The sequence below is a fragment of the Caballeronia calidae genome, assembly GCF_900044055.2.
Lineage (GTDB): Bacteria > Pseudomonadota > Gammaproteobacteria > Burkholderiales > Burkholderiaceae > Caballeronia > Caballeronia calidae.
The window spans coordinates 15,066-29,662 of sequence record NZ_FCOX02000046.1; the positions used below are offsets into that span (position 1 = coordinate 15,066).

General features: G+C 56.9%; 13 protein-coding genes and 2 pseudogenes. 5 read left to right on the top strand and 10 right to left on the bottom strand.

The genetic code is table 11. The features are described from left to right. The first annotated feature begins 5 nt into the window (after positions 1-5). A complete protein-coding gene (locus AWB78_RS30390; RefSeq protein WP_062610319.1) occupies positions 6-1,283 on the top strand; it encodes an acetyl-CoA hydrolase/transferase family protein in 1,278 nt (425 codons plus the stop codon). A 554-nt stretch (positions 1,284-1,837) separates the two neighbouring features. Here AWB78_RS30390 and AWB78_RS30395 read toward each other — a convergent pair. Then, entirely contained in the window at positions 1,838-2,647 is an 810-nt protein-coding gene (locus tag AWB78_RS30395) for an enoyl-CoA hydratase-related protein (RefSeq protein WP_062610363.1), read from the bottom strand. Between the two features lie 501 nt (positions 2,648-3,148). Between AWB78_RS30395 and AWB78_RS30400 the strand changes: the two genes are divergently transcribed. Together AWB78_RS30400 and AWB78_RS30405 are read left to right on the top strand one after the other, a co-directional pair. Further along, complete coding sequence (locus AWB78_RS30400) at positions 3,149-3,742, top strand: DUF2889 domain-containing protein (RefSeq protein ID WP_062610321.1); 594 nt, start codon at positions 3,149-3,151, stop codon at positions 3,740-3,742. A 118-nt stretch (positions 3,743-3,860) separates the two neighbouring features. Further along, positions 3,861-4,537, top strand: a pseudogene (locus AWB78_RS30405) (IS630 family transposase); the annotation flags it as partial. 82 nt (positions 4,538-4,619) lie between these two features. On the opposite strand, the gene AWB78_RS49865 reads toward AWB78_RS30405, so the two are convergent. After that, positions 4,620-5,423 carry a zinc-dependent alcohol dehydrogenase family protein gene (locus AWB78_RS49865; protein WP_374729498.1) on the bottom strand — a complete coding sequence of 268 codons (804 nt, stop codon included), beginning with the start codon at positions 5,421-5,423 and terminating at the stop codon, positions 4,620-4,622. Between AWB78_RS49865 and AWB78_RS46865 the strand changes: the two genes are divergently transcribed. After that, positions 5,310-5,756 carry a hypothetical protein gene (locus tag AWB78_RS46865; protein ID WP_157697672.1) on the top strand — a complete coding sequence of 149 codons (447 nt, stop codon included), beginning with the start codon at positions 5,310-5,312 and terminating at the stop codon, positions 5,754-5,756. The two genes, AWB78_RS49865 and AWB78_RS46865, sit on opposite strands and share 114 nt — an antisense overlap. 115 nt (positions 5,757-5,871) lie before the next feature. Here the strand turns inward: AWB78_RS46865 and AWB78_RS30415 are convergent, their stop codons facing one another. Beyond that, positions 5,872-6,882: a LysR family transcriptional regulator gene (locus AWB78_RS30415; protein WP_332460121.1), complete on the bottom strand. Its 1,011-nt coding sequence runs from the start codon at positions 6,880-6,882 to the stop codon at positions 5,872-5,874. A 322-nt stretch (positions 6,883-7,204) separates the two neighbouring features. On the opposite strand from AWB78_RS30415, the gene AWB78_RS30420 reads away from it, so the two are divergent. Next, a complete protein-coding gene (locus tag AWB78_RS30420) occupies positions 7,205-8,785 on the top strand; it encodes an isocitrate lyase (RefSeq protein ID WP_062610327.1) in 1,581 nt (526 codons plus the stop codon). 431 nt (positions 8,786-9,216) lie between these two features. Here the strand turns inward: AWB78_RS30420 and AWB78_RS50150 are convergent, their stop codons facing one another. From AWB78_RS50150 to AWB78_RS48585, 7 genes and pseudogenes are all read right to left on the bottom strand, one after another. After that, the gene (locus tag AWB78_RS50150; protein WP_445344267.1) at positions 9,217-9,372 is read right to left on the bottom strand and encodes a LysR family transcriptional regulator; all 156 of its coding nucleotides are present in this window, start codon (positions 9,370-9,372) and stop codon (positions 9,217-9,219) included. Continuing rightward, the gene (locus tag AWB78_RS30425; RefSeq protein ID WP_062610329.1) at positions 9,359-10,342 is read right to left on the bottom strand and encodes an aldo/keto reductase; all 984 of its coding nucleotides are present in this window, start codon (positions 10,340-10,342) and stop codon (positions 9,359-9,361) included. Before AWB78_RS30425 ends, AWB78_RS50150 begins: the two co-directional genes overlap by 14 nt. 129 nt (positions 10,343-10,471) lie before the next feature. Continuing rightward, positions 10,472-11,251 carry a carboxymuconolactone decarboxylase family protein gene (locus AWB78_RS30430; RefSeq protein WP_074173572.1) on the bottom strand — a complete coding sequence of 260 codons (780 nt, stop codon included), beginning with the start codon at positions 11,249-11,251 and terminating at the stop codon, positions 10,472-10,474. 74 nt (positions 11,252-11,325) lie between these two features. Further along, positions 11,326-12,948, bottom strand: a complete 1,623-nt coding sequence (locus AWB78_RS30435) for a carboxylesterase/lipase family protein (RefSeq protein WP_082883475.1) — start codon at positions 12,946-12,948, stop codon at positions 11,326-11,328. Beyond that, on the bottom strand, positions 12,938-13,435 hold the full coding sequence (locus AWB78_RS30440) for a (R)-mandelonitrile lyase (RefSeq protein ID WP_062610333.1): 498 nt from the start codon (positions 13,433-13,435) through the stop codon (positions 12,938-12,940). The genes AWB78_RS30435 and AWB78_RS30440 overlap by 11 nt, the downstream gene beginning before the upstream one ends. A 28-nt stretch (positions 13,436-13,463) precedes the next feature. Next, complete coding sequence (locus AWB78_RS30445) at positions 13,464-14,210, bottom strand: SDR family oxidoreductase (RefSeq protein WP_062610365.1); 747 nt, start codon at positions 14,208-14,210, stop codon at positions 13,464-13,466. Further along, a pseudogene (locus AWB78_RS48585) lies at positions 14,202-14,458 on the bottom strand (cupin domain-containing protein); the annotation flags it as partial. The gene AWB78_RS30445 and the pseudogene AWB78_RS48585, both read right to left, overlap by 9 nt. Between the last annotated feature and the right edge of the window lie 139 nt (positions 14,459-14,597).

The following is a 14,597-nucleotide window of genomic DNA, read 5'->3' on the forward strand; positions in this document are numbered from 1 at the left end:
GCGATATGCCAGTCGAGATAGATGCTTGCTCCTTGAATCTCCCCGGCCTGATTCGTCCTGGCGATACGGTCATATGGTCACAGGGAACCAGTGAACCTCTTGCCCTGGTACGCTCACTAATCGAACAAAGGTACGACCTTGGAGGGCGGGTCCGCGTCTTCCTCGGCAGCAGCTATGCTGAGGCCATCGCGGTCGAACACGCTGACTGCTTTGACTTTGTCGGTATTGGCGCTGTTGGCCGCGCAAGGGACTTCGCACGCGCCGGCGTACTCGACATCATTCCCTGTCACCTGAGCGACATTCCCCGTTTTTTTTCGGACGGCACCATCCCAATCGACGTAGTCTTTTTGCAAGCTGCGCAACGTGGCGACGGCTCGCTTAGCTTCGGCCCAATCTGCAGCTACCTTCCCGCCGCTGTTAGGCAAGCGCGAGTCGTTATTGCAGAAGTGAACGCGCAGGCTCCTTGGAGTCATTCAAGCGCAACTCTGGACATTGCCGATGTCGATTTCATTGTACGCAGCGACTATCCGATTGCGACGCTCCCTCGGCGCTCGCCGAGCGAATCGGATCGGCTGATAGCCCAGAGGGTCGGCACGTTGATTCCGGACAAGGCGATTCTTCAGCTTGGCATCGGCTCTCTGCCGGATGCAATACTAGGTGGGTTGACAGGACATAGAGAATTAGGTCTGCATTCCGGCATCCTGAGCGACGCCATGGTGGACCTCGTCGAACAGGGTGTGGTGACAAATGCAACAAAACCTGTCGATTGCGGTATATCAGTAACCGGCGGAGTCTTCGGCAGCCAAAAACTTTACGATTTTGTGCATGAGAATCCGCTGGTCAGAGTGGATCCGATCGAATACACACATTCGATTTCCGTTCTCGCCCAATTTCCCAATTTTGTAGCAGTGAACTCCACCATTGAGGTTGACCTTACCGGGCAGGTGAATGGCGAAACCGCGGCCGGGCACTATCTAGGAACGGTCGGTGGACTTACAGACTTTTCGCGGGCCGCGTCCATTGCTCCAGGTGGCCGCTCAATAATCGCCCTCCCTGCACGCTCGAACGACGGAAAACACAGCCGCGTGGTCTCAAGACTTTCGAGCGGGATCGCAACTGCGGCAAGAGCCGACGCAGATTGGGTGGTGACGGAATTCGGCGCGGCGAGGTTGAAAGGAAAATCGATCCGGGAGCGCGTTCGCGAAATGCTGCAACTGGCGCATCCTGACGATCGCGAACGTCTCGAAAGTGAAGCAGCACAAATTCCCGGCTTTTGTCGCTGAGTCAGTGAGTCACTTTAGCCGGATCACATCGAAACAGACGCTCTCGCAAGCGAGAGCTCCAACGCATGGAGGCTCGGAGCTTCTTGCCCTGCTTGACGGGATGGATCTACGAGTCCCCTCGCATTGCTTACTCGCGGACATAGGGCACCTTTGCCAACACTGCGGCTGCATATTCAAGCTGCGCAGGCTGATGTCGGCTCGTCCCTGTCCGAACAGGAACAGCGCTCAATCTATCCGACAAGCCCAGCCTTGGGTCCTCGGCGGCTTCCCGCTGGAACGCCCACTGCCTGGTCTAACATAAGCGGGCGACAACGGTGATAGCCGACAAGCTCAGTTCTGGATCTTCGAATTAATTTCGTCCTGGGCTGATACCGATGAGCAGGCACAAATGCCCTGCCACTGACGCACACGTCAATGTCAACGGCGCCACTGCGAATATTCTGCCGCTACGGCGATGGACAAGATTACAGCGAAACACTCGTATTGATTGCTCCGGCGCGACCTGTCGCGCCGGAGCTCCGCCGGTCGTCTGCTTCAGACGACTTAAACCTACATCAAGCCTTTTCTTCTACGCTGTCTACCTCGTAGAAGCGCGGAGGACGCTTCTCCCGACGGGCGTTTACGCCCTCTTTGGACTCGTCGGTGCCATAGAACAGCGCCAATGCCTGATAGCCAAGTGCACCAATACCCTTGATGTTCTCCGAATCGGCATTAAACGAGCGCTTGGCGATCGCAATCGCTGTCGGGCTCCGTTGCGCAAGTTGAGCACACCAACTGTCGACTTCCTCGTCTAGGAGCTCGTCATCGACAACCTTATTGACCAAGCCCATCGCACATGCTTCGTCTGCGGTGTACCTTTTGCACAAATACCAAATCTCGCGGGCACGCTTTTCGCCGACGATGCGCGCAAGGTATGCCGTTCCGAAACCCGGGTCCACCGATCCCATGGTCGGTCCCACTTGGCCGAAGACAGCGCTTCTCGCCGCGATCGTCAGGTCGCAAATCGTCGCGATGACATTCCCGCCACCGATCGCATAGCCGCGAACTTTCGCTATGACTGGCTTCGGAACCTCGCGAATCGCTGATTGAAGCAGCTCGACCGAGACGCCTACCACACCTCGGCCGCCCTTGCGCTCGGATTTCTTCTCTGACGTATCGCCCCCCACGCCAAACGCTCGATCTCCTGCCCCGGTTAGCACAATTGATGCGATGGATTTGTTGAACCCGGCCGTGTGGAGCGCATCAATCACTTCATCATAGGTCCGCGTCCGATACGCGTTCAGCTTGTCCGGACGGTTGACCGTAATAGTCGCAGTCGCATTCTGCTCTTGGTACAGAATGTCTTCGTAATGGTTAGACGCCATCAGCTTCTCCAATTTACTACGATTCGTAGTCCTACACCCTGCCGTCAGAACGCGCTGCGCACACTGTTCATCGGGCTCACCTTGCTACACCGAAAGCCTCACCTCTTTACCTTGTTCTACAAAACTAATACTATGTAAATGTTCGAACAAAGTCAAGCGAGATTTGCTCTGAATCGGCGACTCAAGGTCCAATCGGCAGGCCTATAACTAACGCTACGGGAGAGAAAACGTATGGAGCCGGGCTTAAAATCGACCAGAAACGCTTTTGCTTTCGTCGATCCGCCGGTGACGATTCGCGCCCGTTTGCATACGTTGGAAGAACGATGGAATGAGCGATGACGTTAGCCGCACGCTCGATGAAGTAGGGCGCTACAAAGAGGAGGGTTCGGAGCTTTACAATCAGGGTTGGACGCGATTCAAAGCGCGGAAGTGGAGACACGGCGGATAATTCAATTTCGCTACGCGAATGCGTCTCGACAGGAACTAATTTGAGGTGGCAAATTGGAAGCAAAGAACGCCGATAGTACTGAGGGATTGTCGAACACAAGGCGCGAAAAACTGCATTCTCGAACCATCGAGATGCATGGCTACCGACGCAGCGATGGTTTATACGAAGTTGAAGGTCGCGTAACGGATCGTAAAGCGTACGATTTTTCACCTCCGGGTCCTGGTAGAGGAGTAATCAAGGCGAATGCCACCATTCACGACATGACCGTTCGTATAGTATTCGACCAGTCCCTGACGGTGAAATCCATCGATACACAGACCGCTTTTGCGCCTTATGCGGCGTGCAAGAGCGGCGGGACCAACTTCGACTCGCTGATTGGCCTACGCATGATTCAGGGATGGAGCCGCGAGGTGAAAAGTCGCCTCAAAGGAGCATCGAGTTGCACTCATCTCATGGAGTTACTTGGGCCAATGGCCACCACGGCTTACCAGACGTTAGCGGACGTCCGAATCAACACGGCCCCGGAACTCGATAAGGACGGCCGACCGGTTAAAATCGACAGTTGTTGGGCGTATGTCGCACACGGCGATGTGGTGCAACACCTTTGGCCTAACTTTTATCGCCCTTCGGGTAACCGAACGCCGTAAGTTCCTCCAGCGGCGCTCCTACGCCCCGCATGCTGCCGCTTGGCAATCGCTTGGGTTTGCTAGGGTTTGCGGTAGTTGTGGCCCACTCAGTCGAACGATACGTGCGGCGGACGTATGACGCGCAAAGTTGCAGCCGCCGGGCAAACTTGAGGCGCGGGTGCTCAACCGCAACCTCAAGTACAAATCCGCCGACGGCTCGACACACTGGAGCAGCTATAAACTCACGGCAGAACTCGGCGACGTGTCGGTCTCGACCGTGCAGCGTGTTTTGCACAAGCACTGCATCAAGCCGCAACAACTTGAGCGGCATACGGTCTCTAACAACCCGGACTTCGAGGCTGAAGCAGCCGACTTGATCAAGCTTTACCTGAACCCGCCGGCGCACGTGCGGTGTGCTGTGTGGACGAAAAGACCGCGATTCAGGCACTCGACCGCAAAGACCGGATGCTGCCGCTGTCGCCCGGCGCGCCGAGAGTCACGGCGCGGAGTACAAGCGCAATGGCCCGCTCAGCCTGTTAGCAGCGTTCAATACTGCGACAGGCGAAGTGCTGCGCAAACGGCGGCGAGCCACAACGGCGAACAGTATGTGGCGTCCCTGACCGACGTTGTCGCCAGCCAGCCCAAACGCAGAAAAATCCATGTCATTAGCGACAACATGAGCAGCCATAAGACGTAGCGGGTGGCCTCCTTCCTCAACGCGCATCGCAACCTACGTCTGCACTTCACACCGACCTACTCGTCCTGGCTGAACAAAGTGAAAACTGGTTCTCGCGCATCCAGCGTGATGTGATCACGTGGCACGGGTCTGCGTAGTAGAGGGGTAAATCGACTTGCCGTCCCGACGCGTGTCCATTCTACCGTTCACGACGCCGTGGCATCATGATAAAACGAGTATGGGCTTGGTCTTTCGGCCGGACTGCCTGTACAGTGAAAGCGCATCCTTCCAGTTCGCTAGTGGAAAGCACGTCGTCGGAGGAAGGCTTGTGTATCTTAAACGCTGCCAAATTTCGTTAAACCACTCATGCCATCTTACTGGCGTCAAATCTTCCAACTGATCGCGGATATGAAATCGGGCTAGAGATGGACCGCGTCGATTCGATGCAATAGGTTTGCCCGAAAATAGCCCATAGGATACGAATGCGGCTTCCTTCCGCATGCCGCTCTGGACTACCCTCCCAACGTCGCCTCCGATCGCATCGAACGCGAGATCGACGTAGCCCGCAAGTTGTGTGAGTTCCCTGATATCGTCAATTGCAACGGGACGCACACCGAGTTGTTCCAGCGTAGCTCGATGCTCCCGCGATCGATACACCCCTGATACCTCCTTAGCCCCAAGGGCGAACGCCCACTGCGCGAGTAGCTGAGCACAGCTTGATCCTGCTGCGGTCATAAGCACTCGTTGGCCGAGCGGGTTCCACCGCTTAAGCATGAGCATTGCGGCAAGCGGATTGATATAAGCGCGAGCGGCCGTATTGTCATCTATGTAGTCCGGTACAGGAATCGCCCATCTGGAATCACAGTCCACGAAACTCTGCCAAGTACCGGGTCCCAGCAAAGGGAGAATGCGTTGACCAATTCGAAGGTCGCTACCGTGCTCGACGCTTACAGCGACTCCGACCCCTTCATAGCCAGCGACAAGCGGCGGCTTAATCCTGTGCCTATAAGCACCCGTAATAGGGATGAGATCGGAAGGATTAATGGGCGAAAGCGCCATACGCGCGCGCAATTTTGGGCCCAGGACGGCGCCGATCTCCCCGCTTTCCAGAGCCAGTTCTTTCTCCGGCATGCCGAAACGATGATAGCTGAGCGCGGTGTTTTGCATAATCATTCGCTTCGAATTTCGGTAGCTACTGACGCTGGTTGCGGCGCGCACGCGACCATCGGGATAACTTCAAATCTTGGCATGGCGACGGACATCTACACTTCCTCTTTCTTTGATCTCGCGATGGCCTTCGGCAGCCCTGGTCTCGGATGGACCGGCGGATTCTGGCACAGTGTCGTCGACCGTGGCTGAATGTGCGTGCGATGCCTGCCGGAGTATCCGCTGACCGCGCCCAGCCACTTCACGCGTTAGCGCCCTCCAGTCCCGTTTCAGAACCGCACAATTCGGCGTCTACGGAGGCGTGTCGTTAAGCACTACCTTCGTCCGTTGCAGCTTTCAATGCATCTAACACTGCCGCGAAAGCCGACGACGTCTGCCGACGATGCGGATAGTACAAGTAAAGCGGGAGCATCGGCCACCAATCGGGCAGCAGAGGCACAAGCGTTCCAGAGTCAAAATGCGGCTGAGCAAGGTCGAGGGGGACGAATCCCACGCCGACCGCATCAATTGCCGCTTGCAGAACGGGATATACGCTGTTGAAAACGGCAGCCCCACCAACCCGCACCGTAACGATCTTGCCGTCCTTTTCGAGTTCCCATGGCGCTAGGCTTCCGTACGTAGGCAATCGCAGATTCAGACATCGGTGTTGTATGAGATCTCCGGGCTCGGCAGGAATAGGTCGGCCCTGCAAGTACTCAGGCGACGCTACTACGGCAAGACGGCGGTCCCCTGTCAACAGGACTGCGATCATGTCTTTCGCAACTTGATCTCCGGTGCGCACGCCCGCGTCGTATTGGTGTTCGACTATGTCTGTCAGACCGTAATCCACGGAGAGTTCCAGTTCAATGTCGGGATAGATTCGGGCTAGCGGCGCGAGCTTGGGCCAAAGGACGTTATTGATAACGTAGTCGGTCGCGCTTATACGGACCCGCCCTGCCGGTGTATCCCTCAATTCAGTCAGCAATGACAGTTCTGTATCGATCTGCGTTAGGTGCGGTTCGATAGCGACGAGTAACCGCGTCCCCGCCTCAGTTAGCGACACGCTGCGTGTGGTTCGGCTCAACAGACGGATGCCGAGTCGGCTTTCGAGCGCGAGCATTGAATGACTAAGCGCCGAGCGAGAAACACCGAGTTGTGCAGCGGCTCGCGTGAAACTACGTTCGCGAGCAACTGTGACGAATGATTGAAGCTCTGCCAGATTGGGACGTTGCATTGGTGCACCGATTTCACAGATCCAATCCAATTTTACCGTCTTCTGTGCAAATCGCGGAATTGCCTGACGTCGCCATTGCCACTTTGCCCGTTGGGCAGCATCCATCGCGATGGCATGCCCCGCTTACGGCATCAATCAATGCACTTACCTCGGCGCCAAGTGCGTTCCTCCAATACCCGAAAGCGCGTTTCGCATCGCGGAATTCACTCGCATTTTCGCGTGGCAACGATTTCTCGCGTGCTGAAAGCCTGTTTTGCATCGCAAAAAACGCTGCGTATCCCTCTGATTAATAAACACAAAATATGTCTTATGTCTTATATAAGACCTGCACCGCGCGGCGCTACTATTGAGTCATGCAGTTCGCTCGATGTGCGGGGCGGCACCTGAATCCATTCATGCAAACGCGCTTTGCTCTTAGGAGAAATACATGGCCCAGTATCAAGACGACATCAAGGCAGTTGACGGTTTGAAAGAGACGCACGGCAGCGCGTGGGATGCCATTAACCCCGAGCATGCCGCCCGCATGCGCGCCCAGAACAGGTTCAAGACGGGGTTGGACATCGCGAAATACACCGCGAAGATCATGCGCGCCGACATGGCCGCCTACGATGCCGATCCGTCCAAATACACCCAGTCGCTGGGCTGCTGGCACGGCTTCATCGGCCAGCAAAAGATGATTTCCATCAAGAAGCACTTCGACAGCACCGACCGCCGCTACCTGTATCTGTCCGGTTGGATGGTGGCTGCGCTGCGCTCCGAGTTCGGCCCGCTGCCGGACCAGTCGATGCACGAAAAGACTTCCGTCAGCGCGCTGATCCGCGAGCTGTACACCTTCCTGCGCCAGGCCGACGCGCGTGAACTGGGCGGACTGTTCCGCCAGCTGGACGCTGCGGAAGGCTCCGCCAAGACCGCCATCCAGGCAAAAATCGACAACCACGTAACCCACGTCGTGCCGATCATCGCCGACATCGACGCGGGTTTCGGCAACGCCGAAGCAACGTATTTGCTGGCCAAGCAGTTCATCGAAGCGGGCGCATGCTGCATCCAGATTGAAAACCAAGTGTCCGATGAGAAGCAGTGCGGCCACCAAGATGGCAAGGTCACCGTGCCGCACGAGGATTTCCTGGCCAAGGTCCGCGCGATCCGCTACGCGTTCCTAGAACTGGGCGTGGACGACGGCGTCATCGTGACCCGTACCGACTCGCTGGGCGCCGGACTGACTAAGCAGATCGCCGTAACCCATACACCGGGCGACCTCGGCGACCAATACAATTCGTTTCTCGACTGCGACGAAATTTCGGCCGATGGACTGGGCAACGGGGACGTCGTCATCAAGCGCGACGGCAAGCTGCTGCGTCCCAAGCGCCTGCCTAGCAACCTGTTCCAGTTCCGCGCCGGCACGGGCGAAGCGCGTTGCGTACTGGATTGCATCACCTCGCTGCAAAACGGCGCAGACCTGCTGTGGATCGAAACCGAAAAGCCGCATATCGCGCAGATCGCCGGAATGGTCAACGAGATTCGCAAGGTCATTCCGAACGCCAAGCTGGTGTACAACAATAGTCCGTCGTTCAACTGGACCCTGAATTTCCGTCAGCAGGTGTATGACGCAATGAAGGCCGCGGGCAAGGATGTGTCGGCATATGACCGCGCGCAGCTGATGAGCGTGGAATATGACGAGACTGAACTGGCAGTGCTCGCCGACGAAAAGATCCGGACGTTCCAGGCCGACGCGTCGCGCGAAGCGGGTATCTTCCATCACCTGATTACACTGCCGACGTACCACACCGCTGCACTATCGACCGACAACCTGGCGAAGGAATACTTCGGCGACCAGGGCATGCTGGGTTATGTGGCTGGCGTGCAGCGTAAGGAAATCCGTCAGGGCATCGCGTGCGTCAAACACCAGAATATGTCGGGCTCGGACATCGGCGACGATCACAAGGAGTATTTCAGTGGCGACGCGGCCCTGAAAGCGGCGGGTAAAGACAACACCATGAACCAGTTCTGATACCGACAACGCCTCAAAACACCAACCTGGATACGGGTTGGTGTTTTTTTATCGGATTGCGGCTCTATCTTCGTCACCGTACCTGACCGTCCCAACGCTAGCCGTCGTGGTCTGGATTGCCCCGCGCGACCAGTCCAAACTTGTCCACGTTACCGTCCCCCCTGATTCAATGGATTGACAGTCGCGCTGCGATCTCGACTAGCCGAGCTCCCTCGCAATTCGTTTAGGTGCGGCATGGAGAAAAGACACGTAAGAAGTGGGGTTTTGGGCGGGACGTCCCCGCCCTCTGTCTTTGTCTTGGCGGCACAAGGCCAGAAAGGTCGAAGCAGCGACGGCGGAGTGCCACGCGAGAGAGTGACTCGCGACTGTCCGTGGAAACCGTTAGCTGCGGCCTTCACGCTATCGCATATCGGCTGTAGTTCCGTCAACACTCACGGCACATGCTCTCGAAACAGTTGGCCTGCACGGGTCAACCGAGCGCTGCGCGCAGTGCGCCCAAAAAGTTGGGCGCCTAGTTCCTCCTCCAGTTCCTTGGTCTCAGCACGCGCCTCCGACCATTCAGCAATAATCGAATCAGCGCCCGACAAGCTTCATGCTCTGCTCGGTGTAGCGATTGCCCTGAACCGCTGTTTTCGAGAAGATGGCATTGAGTTCGTTGATCTCGTCGGTAGTGATTTCCACATCGATAGCCCCCACGTTCTCTTGGAGGCGATGGAGCTTGGTCGTACCTGGAATTGGCACAATCCACGATTTTTGTGCAAGTAGCCACGCAAGTGCAACCTGCGCAGACGTTGCGCTCTTACGTGTGGCGATCGCGCCAATCGCAGAGACGAGCTGCAGATTGGCCTCGCGCGCTTCACCCTGGAATCGTGGAAGCGTGCGGCGAATATCGCCATCCGTGAAAGTCGTGCCTGTATCAACCGCGCCGGCTAGGATGCCCTTGCCCAGTGGGCTAAACGGTACGAACCCAATACCCAATTCTTCCAGCGTCGGCAGGATTTCCACTTCAGGTTCGCGCGTGAACAGCGAATACTCGCTTTGCAACGCGGTTACGGGCTGCACGGCATGTGCGCGGCGAATTGTCTGCGCACCTGCTTCCGACAAGCCAAAATGCTTGACCTTGCCCTCTGCAATCAGATCCTTAACCGCGCCGGCCACCTCCTCAATTGGCACGTCGAGATCGACGCGATGTTGATAGAACAGGTCGATACGATCCGTCTTCAAGCGTTTCAACGATTGCTCGGCGACAAGCTTGATACGCTCGGGGCGACTGTCCAGTTCGCCTGTTCGCGCGTCGCCATCCTTCCATCCGAACTTCGTGGCAAAAACCACCTCAGCTCGGACTCCAGCGAGCGCTTTTCCCAGAAGTTCCTCGTTGACAGCACCATAGGCTTCCGCCGTATCGAAGAAGGTCACACCCATATCATGCGCTGACCGAATTAGCTTGATCGCCTCGCGTTCGTCGGTTGGTGCGCCATAACCGAAGGAAAGGCCCATGCAGCCGAAGCCCAATTCCGACACTTCCAAACCACTTTTCCCCAAGACTCGCTTCTTCATTCAAATCCTCCTATTCGTAAAACACGACTACGACGCGAATGCGCCCCTTGTTCCTCACCGATGGACGCCACTAGAACGGCCGAAACGAGTACCGTCGCGCTTGCTCTGTTAAAGAGTTATCCAGATTCGCTACTTCGGCCTCGAATCCATGACTTGCGCGGCAATCGCTACCGCGCCGTAGGCATTGGGCCAGCCGGCGTAGAACGCTATTTGCGCGATTACCTCTCCGATCTGTTTACGAGTGAGGCCGCCATCCATAGCCTTGTTGAGATGAAAAGCCACCTGACCCAGCTGTCCATTGGCGATAAGACTGGTAACCGTCACCAGGCTTCGATCGCGCGGCGACAATCCCGGGCGAAGCCATAAGTCATGAAAGAGTGGATCGTTCGTGAAGTGCTCCAAAGCCGGCGAGACCGGCCTGACATCCCGGGCAACAATTCCCGCGCGACGCTCTTCAGCCTTCTCGTCGATTGGCAGGAGCCGTGGTAAGGCGGGAGGGAGCTGGTCAACACCGATCTTGCACTCGGCAAAGACCTTCGCCGTTACCGCAATTGCGGCCTTGGCATTACCGAGCCCGGCATAGAAGGCCAAGTGCGTAATGATTTCCGATATTTCAGACGGCTTCACACCATCGGCTAGGGCATGAAAGATTTCCGACCGCAACTCGATTGTCTGATTCCGTGCAATCAATGCCGCCACCGTAACAATGCTTCGTTCGCGCGACGATAGCTGCGGTCGCTTCCACAAGTCATTCTCAATCGATTCGTTGATATAGCGAGAGAGTGCAGGCGATACCCCGCTCACATTCACTCCGTCGTTTGAATTTTGTCCATGCAGAGACACGGTCTGTGCATTAGCAACATTCAGTACACCCATCCATAGTAAAAGTAACGTCAGAGTTTTTTTCATGTTGTTAGGATCCCCGTGATTGCCCGAAGTTGCAATCATTCGATGAAGCGTTCCGCAATACGACGCCGACCGGTTCAGTAAATCCCAATGGAGTCCCAGAAATCGCAGTGGTGGCGCTTCGCAAATTCGGTGACGGGCAATCTGTGATTTTCAGGCAGCATGAATTGCATGAGGCTTGGTTGTGCCCCCTCAAACCTCGGCCAATCCGCCCATTGCGCTGTGTTACTCGCGGATGTCCAGAAATGCACCATCTCGTCGGACAGCTTCTTCTGGAAGCTGTTCAGCTTGACTGCATAACCGAGCTTCCCGCCGTGGAAGCCGGAAAAGATATAGGAAAGCTCGAAGGTATGCGCGGCTCCCAGCGGATAGGTCGTTGGAGGAATATATGACGGGGCTGTCCTGTCGTTGAACTCGTAGGCGTGAACCGTCGTCTTTTCCGATGCCCATTTGTCGATCATCAACGCTGGACACGAGAACAGATAATCCGTCGCGACGGCGGCATAGGCTTCGCTTGGGGATTGATAATCCGCAATCGGATATTCGCGTGCGACCAACTCTGACTTATCTCCGAAGAATGCGCCAAGTCCAGCGCTGTAACCCTCTTCGGTCATCGCCTTTCCCGTCGAGTTCTCCGGCAGAGCCGCGAAAAACGTCCCTTCATTACTAGTCGTGCCATTAACGATGGTGACGTGATTGAATTTTCCGTCCCGCAGCGCATCGCTGGGCTGCATGGGCATGAAGTCACCGTCTATGATCGTCTGGTTGACGATGTAGTCCTTCTGGTGAGCGAGGATTTGAGCCACGCTGAGCCCGCGAAGGCAGGCGGCGCTCTGGTCGCTGCAGCCCGAGGCATTGGCGAAGCCGGATCCAATTTTTCTGGCGTAGTCCACCGGGCGCGTCGCACCAAAATAAGGATGCCGGATGATCTCGGCGCCGCCACTCATGATGATCGCGTGCTGAAACTTCCCGGCCGCCCAAGGGGAAATGATTTGCGCGAGGACACTCGTGCCCCCCGACGACTCCCCGGCGATGGTCACGTTATCAGGATCACCGCCAAATTTTCGGATATTGCGCTGAACCCAATCCAACGCAAAGGTTTGATCCATCTGACCGTAGTTGGCAAAGGGATGTCCTTCGCCATCGATCTTGGGATGGGAGAAGAATCCCAACACACCAAGGCGATAGTTGATTGTGACGACAATCACGTTTCCATCAGCCACCAATTTCCGCGGATCATAGTCGGCTCCACGTCCAACCGTCAGGTTGCCGCCATGAATCCATACAAACACGGGCAATGACCGCCGGTCACCGGTCGAACGTGGCACATAAACATTCAGATAGAGGCAGTCCTCGTTTCCCCCCGCGCTTGCGAATACTCCGAGATCGCCGTTCTGCGGGCACTCGTTGGTAACCTTGCTCGCTTCTGGCGGTTTCGACCAAGGCTTGGGTGCCTGAGGTGGACGCCACCGCAAGTCGCCGACTGGCGGGGCTGCGTAGGGGATGCCGAGAAACGATTTCATCTTGGCATCGTTAATGCCGCGAACTGGGCCGCTATCGACATCGACTACGGGGGTAGTTTGCGCCCATGCGACCGGCCCCGTCGTCAACTGCACGCACAAACCGACCGCCACGAACAAGCGAGCCATTCGTGCGGGTGCACGCGATGCCGCAAGGTTACCGGGCCTTTTATTGCGCATCACTGACTTTCTCCATCCATTCGACGTTCTCGCCACCCACCGTGGTGCCGCTGACCGCGAGGTGCGTCATCGCAGTCGTAGGTGTGGCACCGTGCCAGTGCTTGATGCCTGGTGGGCACCACACCACATCACCAGGGTGGAGCTCCCGTGTCGGCTTTCCCCATTCCTGATAAAGCCCTACGCCAGAAACGACCATGAGGTACTGTCCCTTGGGGTGGGTGTGCCAAACCGTGCGCGCGCCCGGCTCGAACGTCACCAGGTTGCCCGCGGCATTGATGTCGGCGTTGGCCGGCCAAACCGGGTCGATGCGCACTCGTCCAGTGAAATAGTCAGCAGGAGCAACGACCGAGGGCTGGCTACCTGCGCGCATGATTTGCGGAGTAGCAGAAACTGGAGCAGTGCTTACCTGCGTCTGGGCCGCATTGCTGATGGCAGCATGAAACACTGCGACGTACAGGGCGACGTTCAAGAACGACGACATTTTCATGCTGTCCAATTCCTTTCCGAAATTCAGTTCAGAGTTCTTGTGCCGTCGGTCGGAAGACGATTTCGTTGACGTCCACGTCTTCGGGTTGGCTGATCGCGAAGGCCACCATGCGGGCGTAGCTTTCGGGCGAGATGCCGACCTTACCCACATAATCCGCGTTCGCCGATTGCACATCCTTATCGCTGATGTGGTCGAGCAGTTCGGTCTTGACCGCGCCCGGCGAAATCAGCGTCGTTCGGATGTTGTAGGGCGTCACTTCCTGGCGCAGTCCTTCCGACAAGGCGCGAACGGCAAATTTGGTGGCGCAATAGACCGCGGCGCTTGGGAAAATCTTGTAGGCCGCCACGGATGCGGTGCTGATAATGTGACCGGACTTCTGCTCCTTCATGTAGGGCAGCGCGGCGGCCATGCCGTGTAGAACGCCGCGCAGGTTGACGTCAATCATCTGGTTCCATTCATCCACTTTCGCCTGTTCGACAAGCGACAGCGGCATGAGACCTGCGTTATTGACCAGAACATCAATGCGGCCAAAGGTTTCGACGGCGGTATCCACGAGCTTCTGCGTATCTTCCAAGCTAGTCACGTCGGTGGAGACGGCCACCGCCTTGCCGCCTTTGCTCGTGATTTCGGCGGCGACTTTCTCGATGCGGTCAGTACGACGTGCCGCAAGGACGACGCTGGCGCCTAGCTCTGCCAGATGACGGGCAGCCGCCTCGCCCATGCCGCTGGATGCGCCGGTGATAACGACGACTTTGCCTTCGATATTGCTGCTCATTTCATTTCTCCGAGAGATATAGTTCATCAGTGACGTGCTCTTGCCGTCTAGCGCTTCCTGCACCGCGATATGCGTCATGGCACCGTGCCAGCGCTTGTGCCCCGACGGGCATCAGATCACGTCCCGCGCGAATCTCAACGACCGGCTCGCCCTCGCGCGGAGTCCAGCCGCAGCTGGATGTGACGACCAGCGTTTGTCCGAGTGAGTGCGTATCAAGCCGTGCGCGCGGCAGGCTCGAAAATGACGATGGCGCATGACGGCGGTCTTTAGATCGACCGCGTCAACGATGCGATGTTACTTTTCCGCCGACCATGCCATTGCCAAACCCGCTCTCATCACGGGTTCTCATCTGGAACCATGCGATTCGAGACGAGGAGCGTGGTGCCG

Excerpts from the sequence above, each read along its gene's own strand:
- AWB78_RS30390 (WP_062610319.1), top strand. The coding sequence starts at position 6 with ATGCCAGTCGAGATAGATGCTTGCTCCTTGAATCTCCCCGGCCTGATT.
- AWB78_RS30395 (WP_062610363.1), bottom strand. The coding sequence starts at position 2,647 with ATGGCGTCTAACCATTACGAAGACATTCTGTACCAAGAGCAGAATGCG.
- AWB78_RS30415 (WP_332460121.1), bottom strand. The coding sequence starts at position 6,882 with ATGGATGCTGCCCAACGGGCAAAGTGGCAATGGCGACGTCAGGCAATT.
- AWB78_RS30420 (WP_062610327.1), top strand. The coding sequence starts at position 7,205 with ATGGCCCAGTATCAAGACGACATCAAGGCAGTTGACGGTTTGAAAGAG.
- AWB78_RS30425 (WP_062610329.1), bottom strand. The coding sequence starts at position 10,342 with ATGAAGAAGCGAGTCTTGGGGAAAAGTGGTTTGGAAGTGTCGGAATTG.
- AWB78_RS30430 (WP_074173572.1), bottom strand. The coding sequence starts at position 11,251 with ATGAAAAAAACTCTGACGTTACTTTTACTATGGATGGGTGTACTGAAT.
- AWB78_RS30435 (WP_082883475.1), bottom strand. The coding sequence starts at position 12,948 with ATGCGCAATAAAAGGCCCGGTAACCTTGCGGCATCGCGTGCACCCGCA.
- AWB78_RS30440 (WP_062610333.1), bottom strand. The coding sequence starts at position 13,435 with ATGAAAATGTCGTCGTTCTTGAACGTCGCCCTGTACGTCGCAGTGTTT.
- AWB78_RS30445 (WP_062610365.1), bottom strand. The coding sequence starts at position 14,210 with ATGAGCAGCAATATCGAAGGCAAAGTCGTCGTTATCACCGGCGCATCC.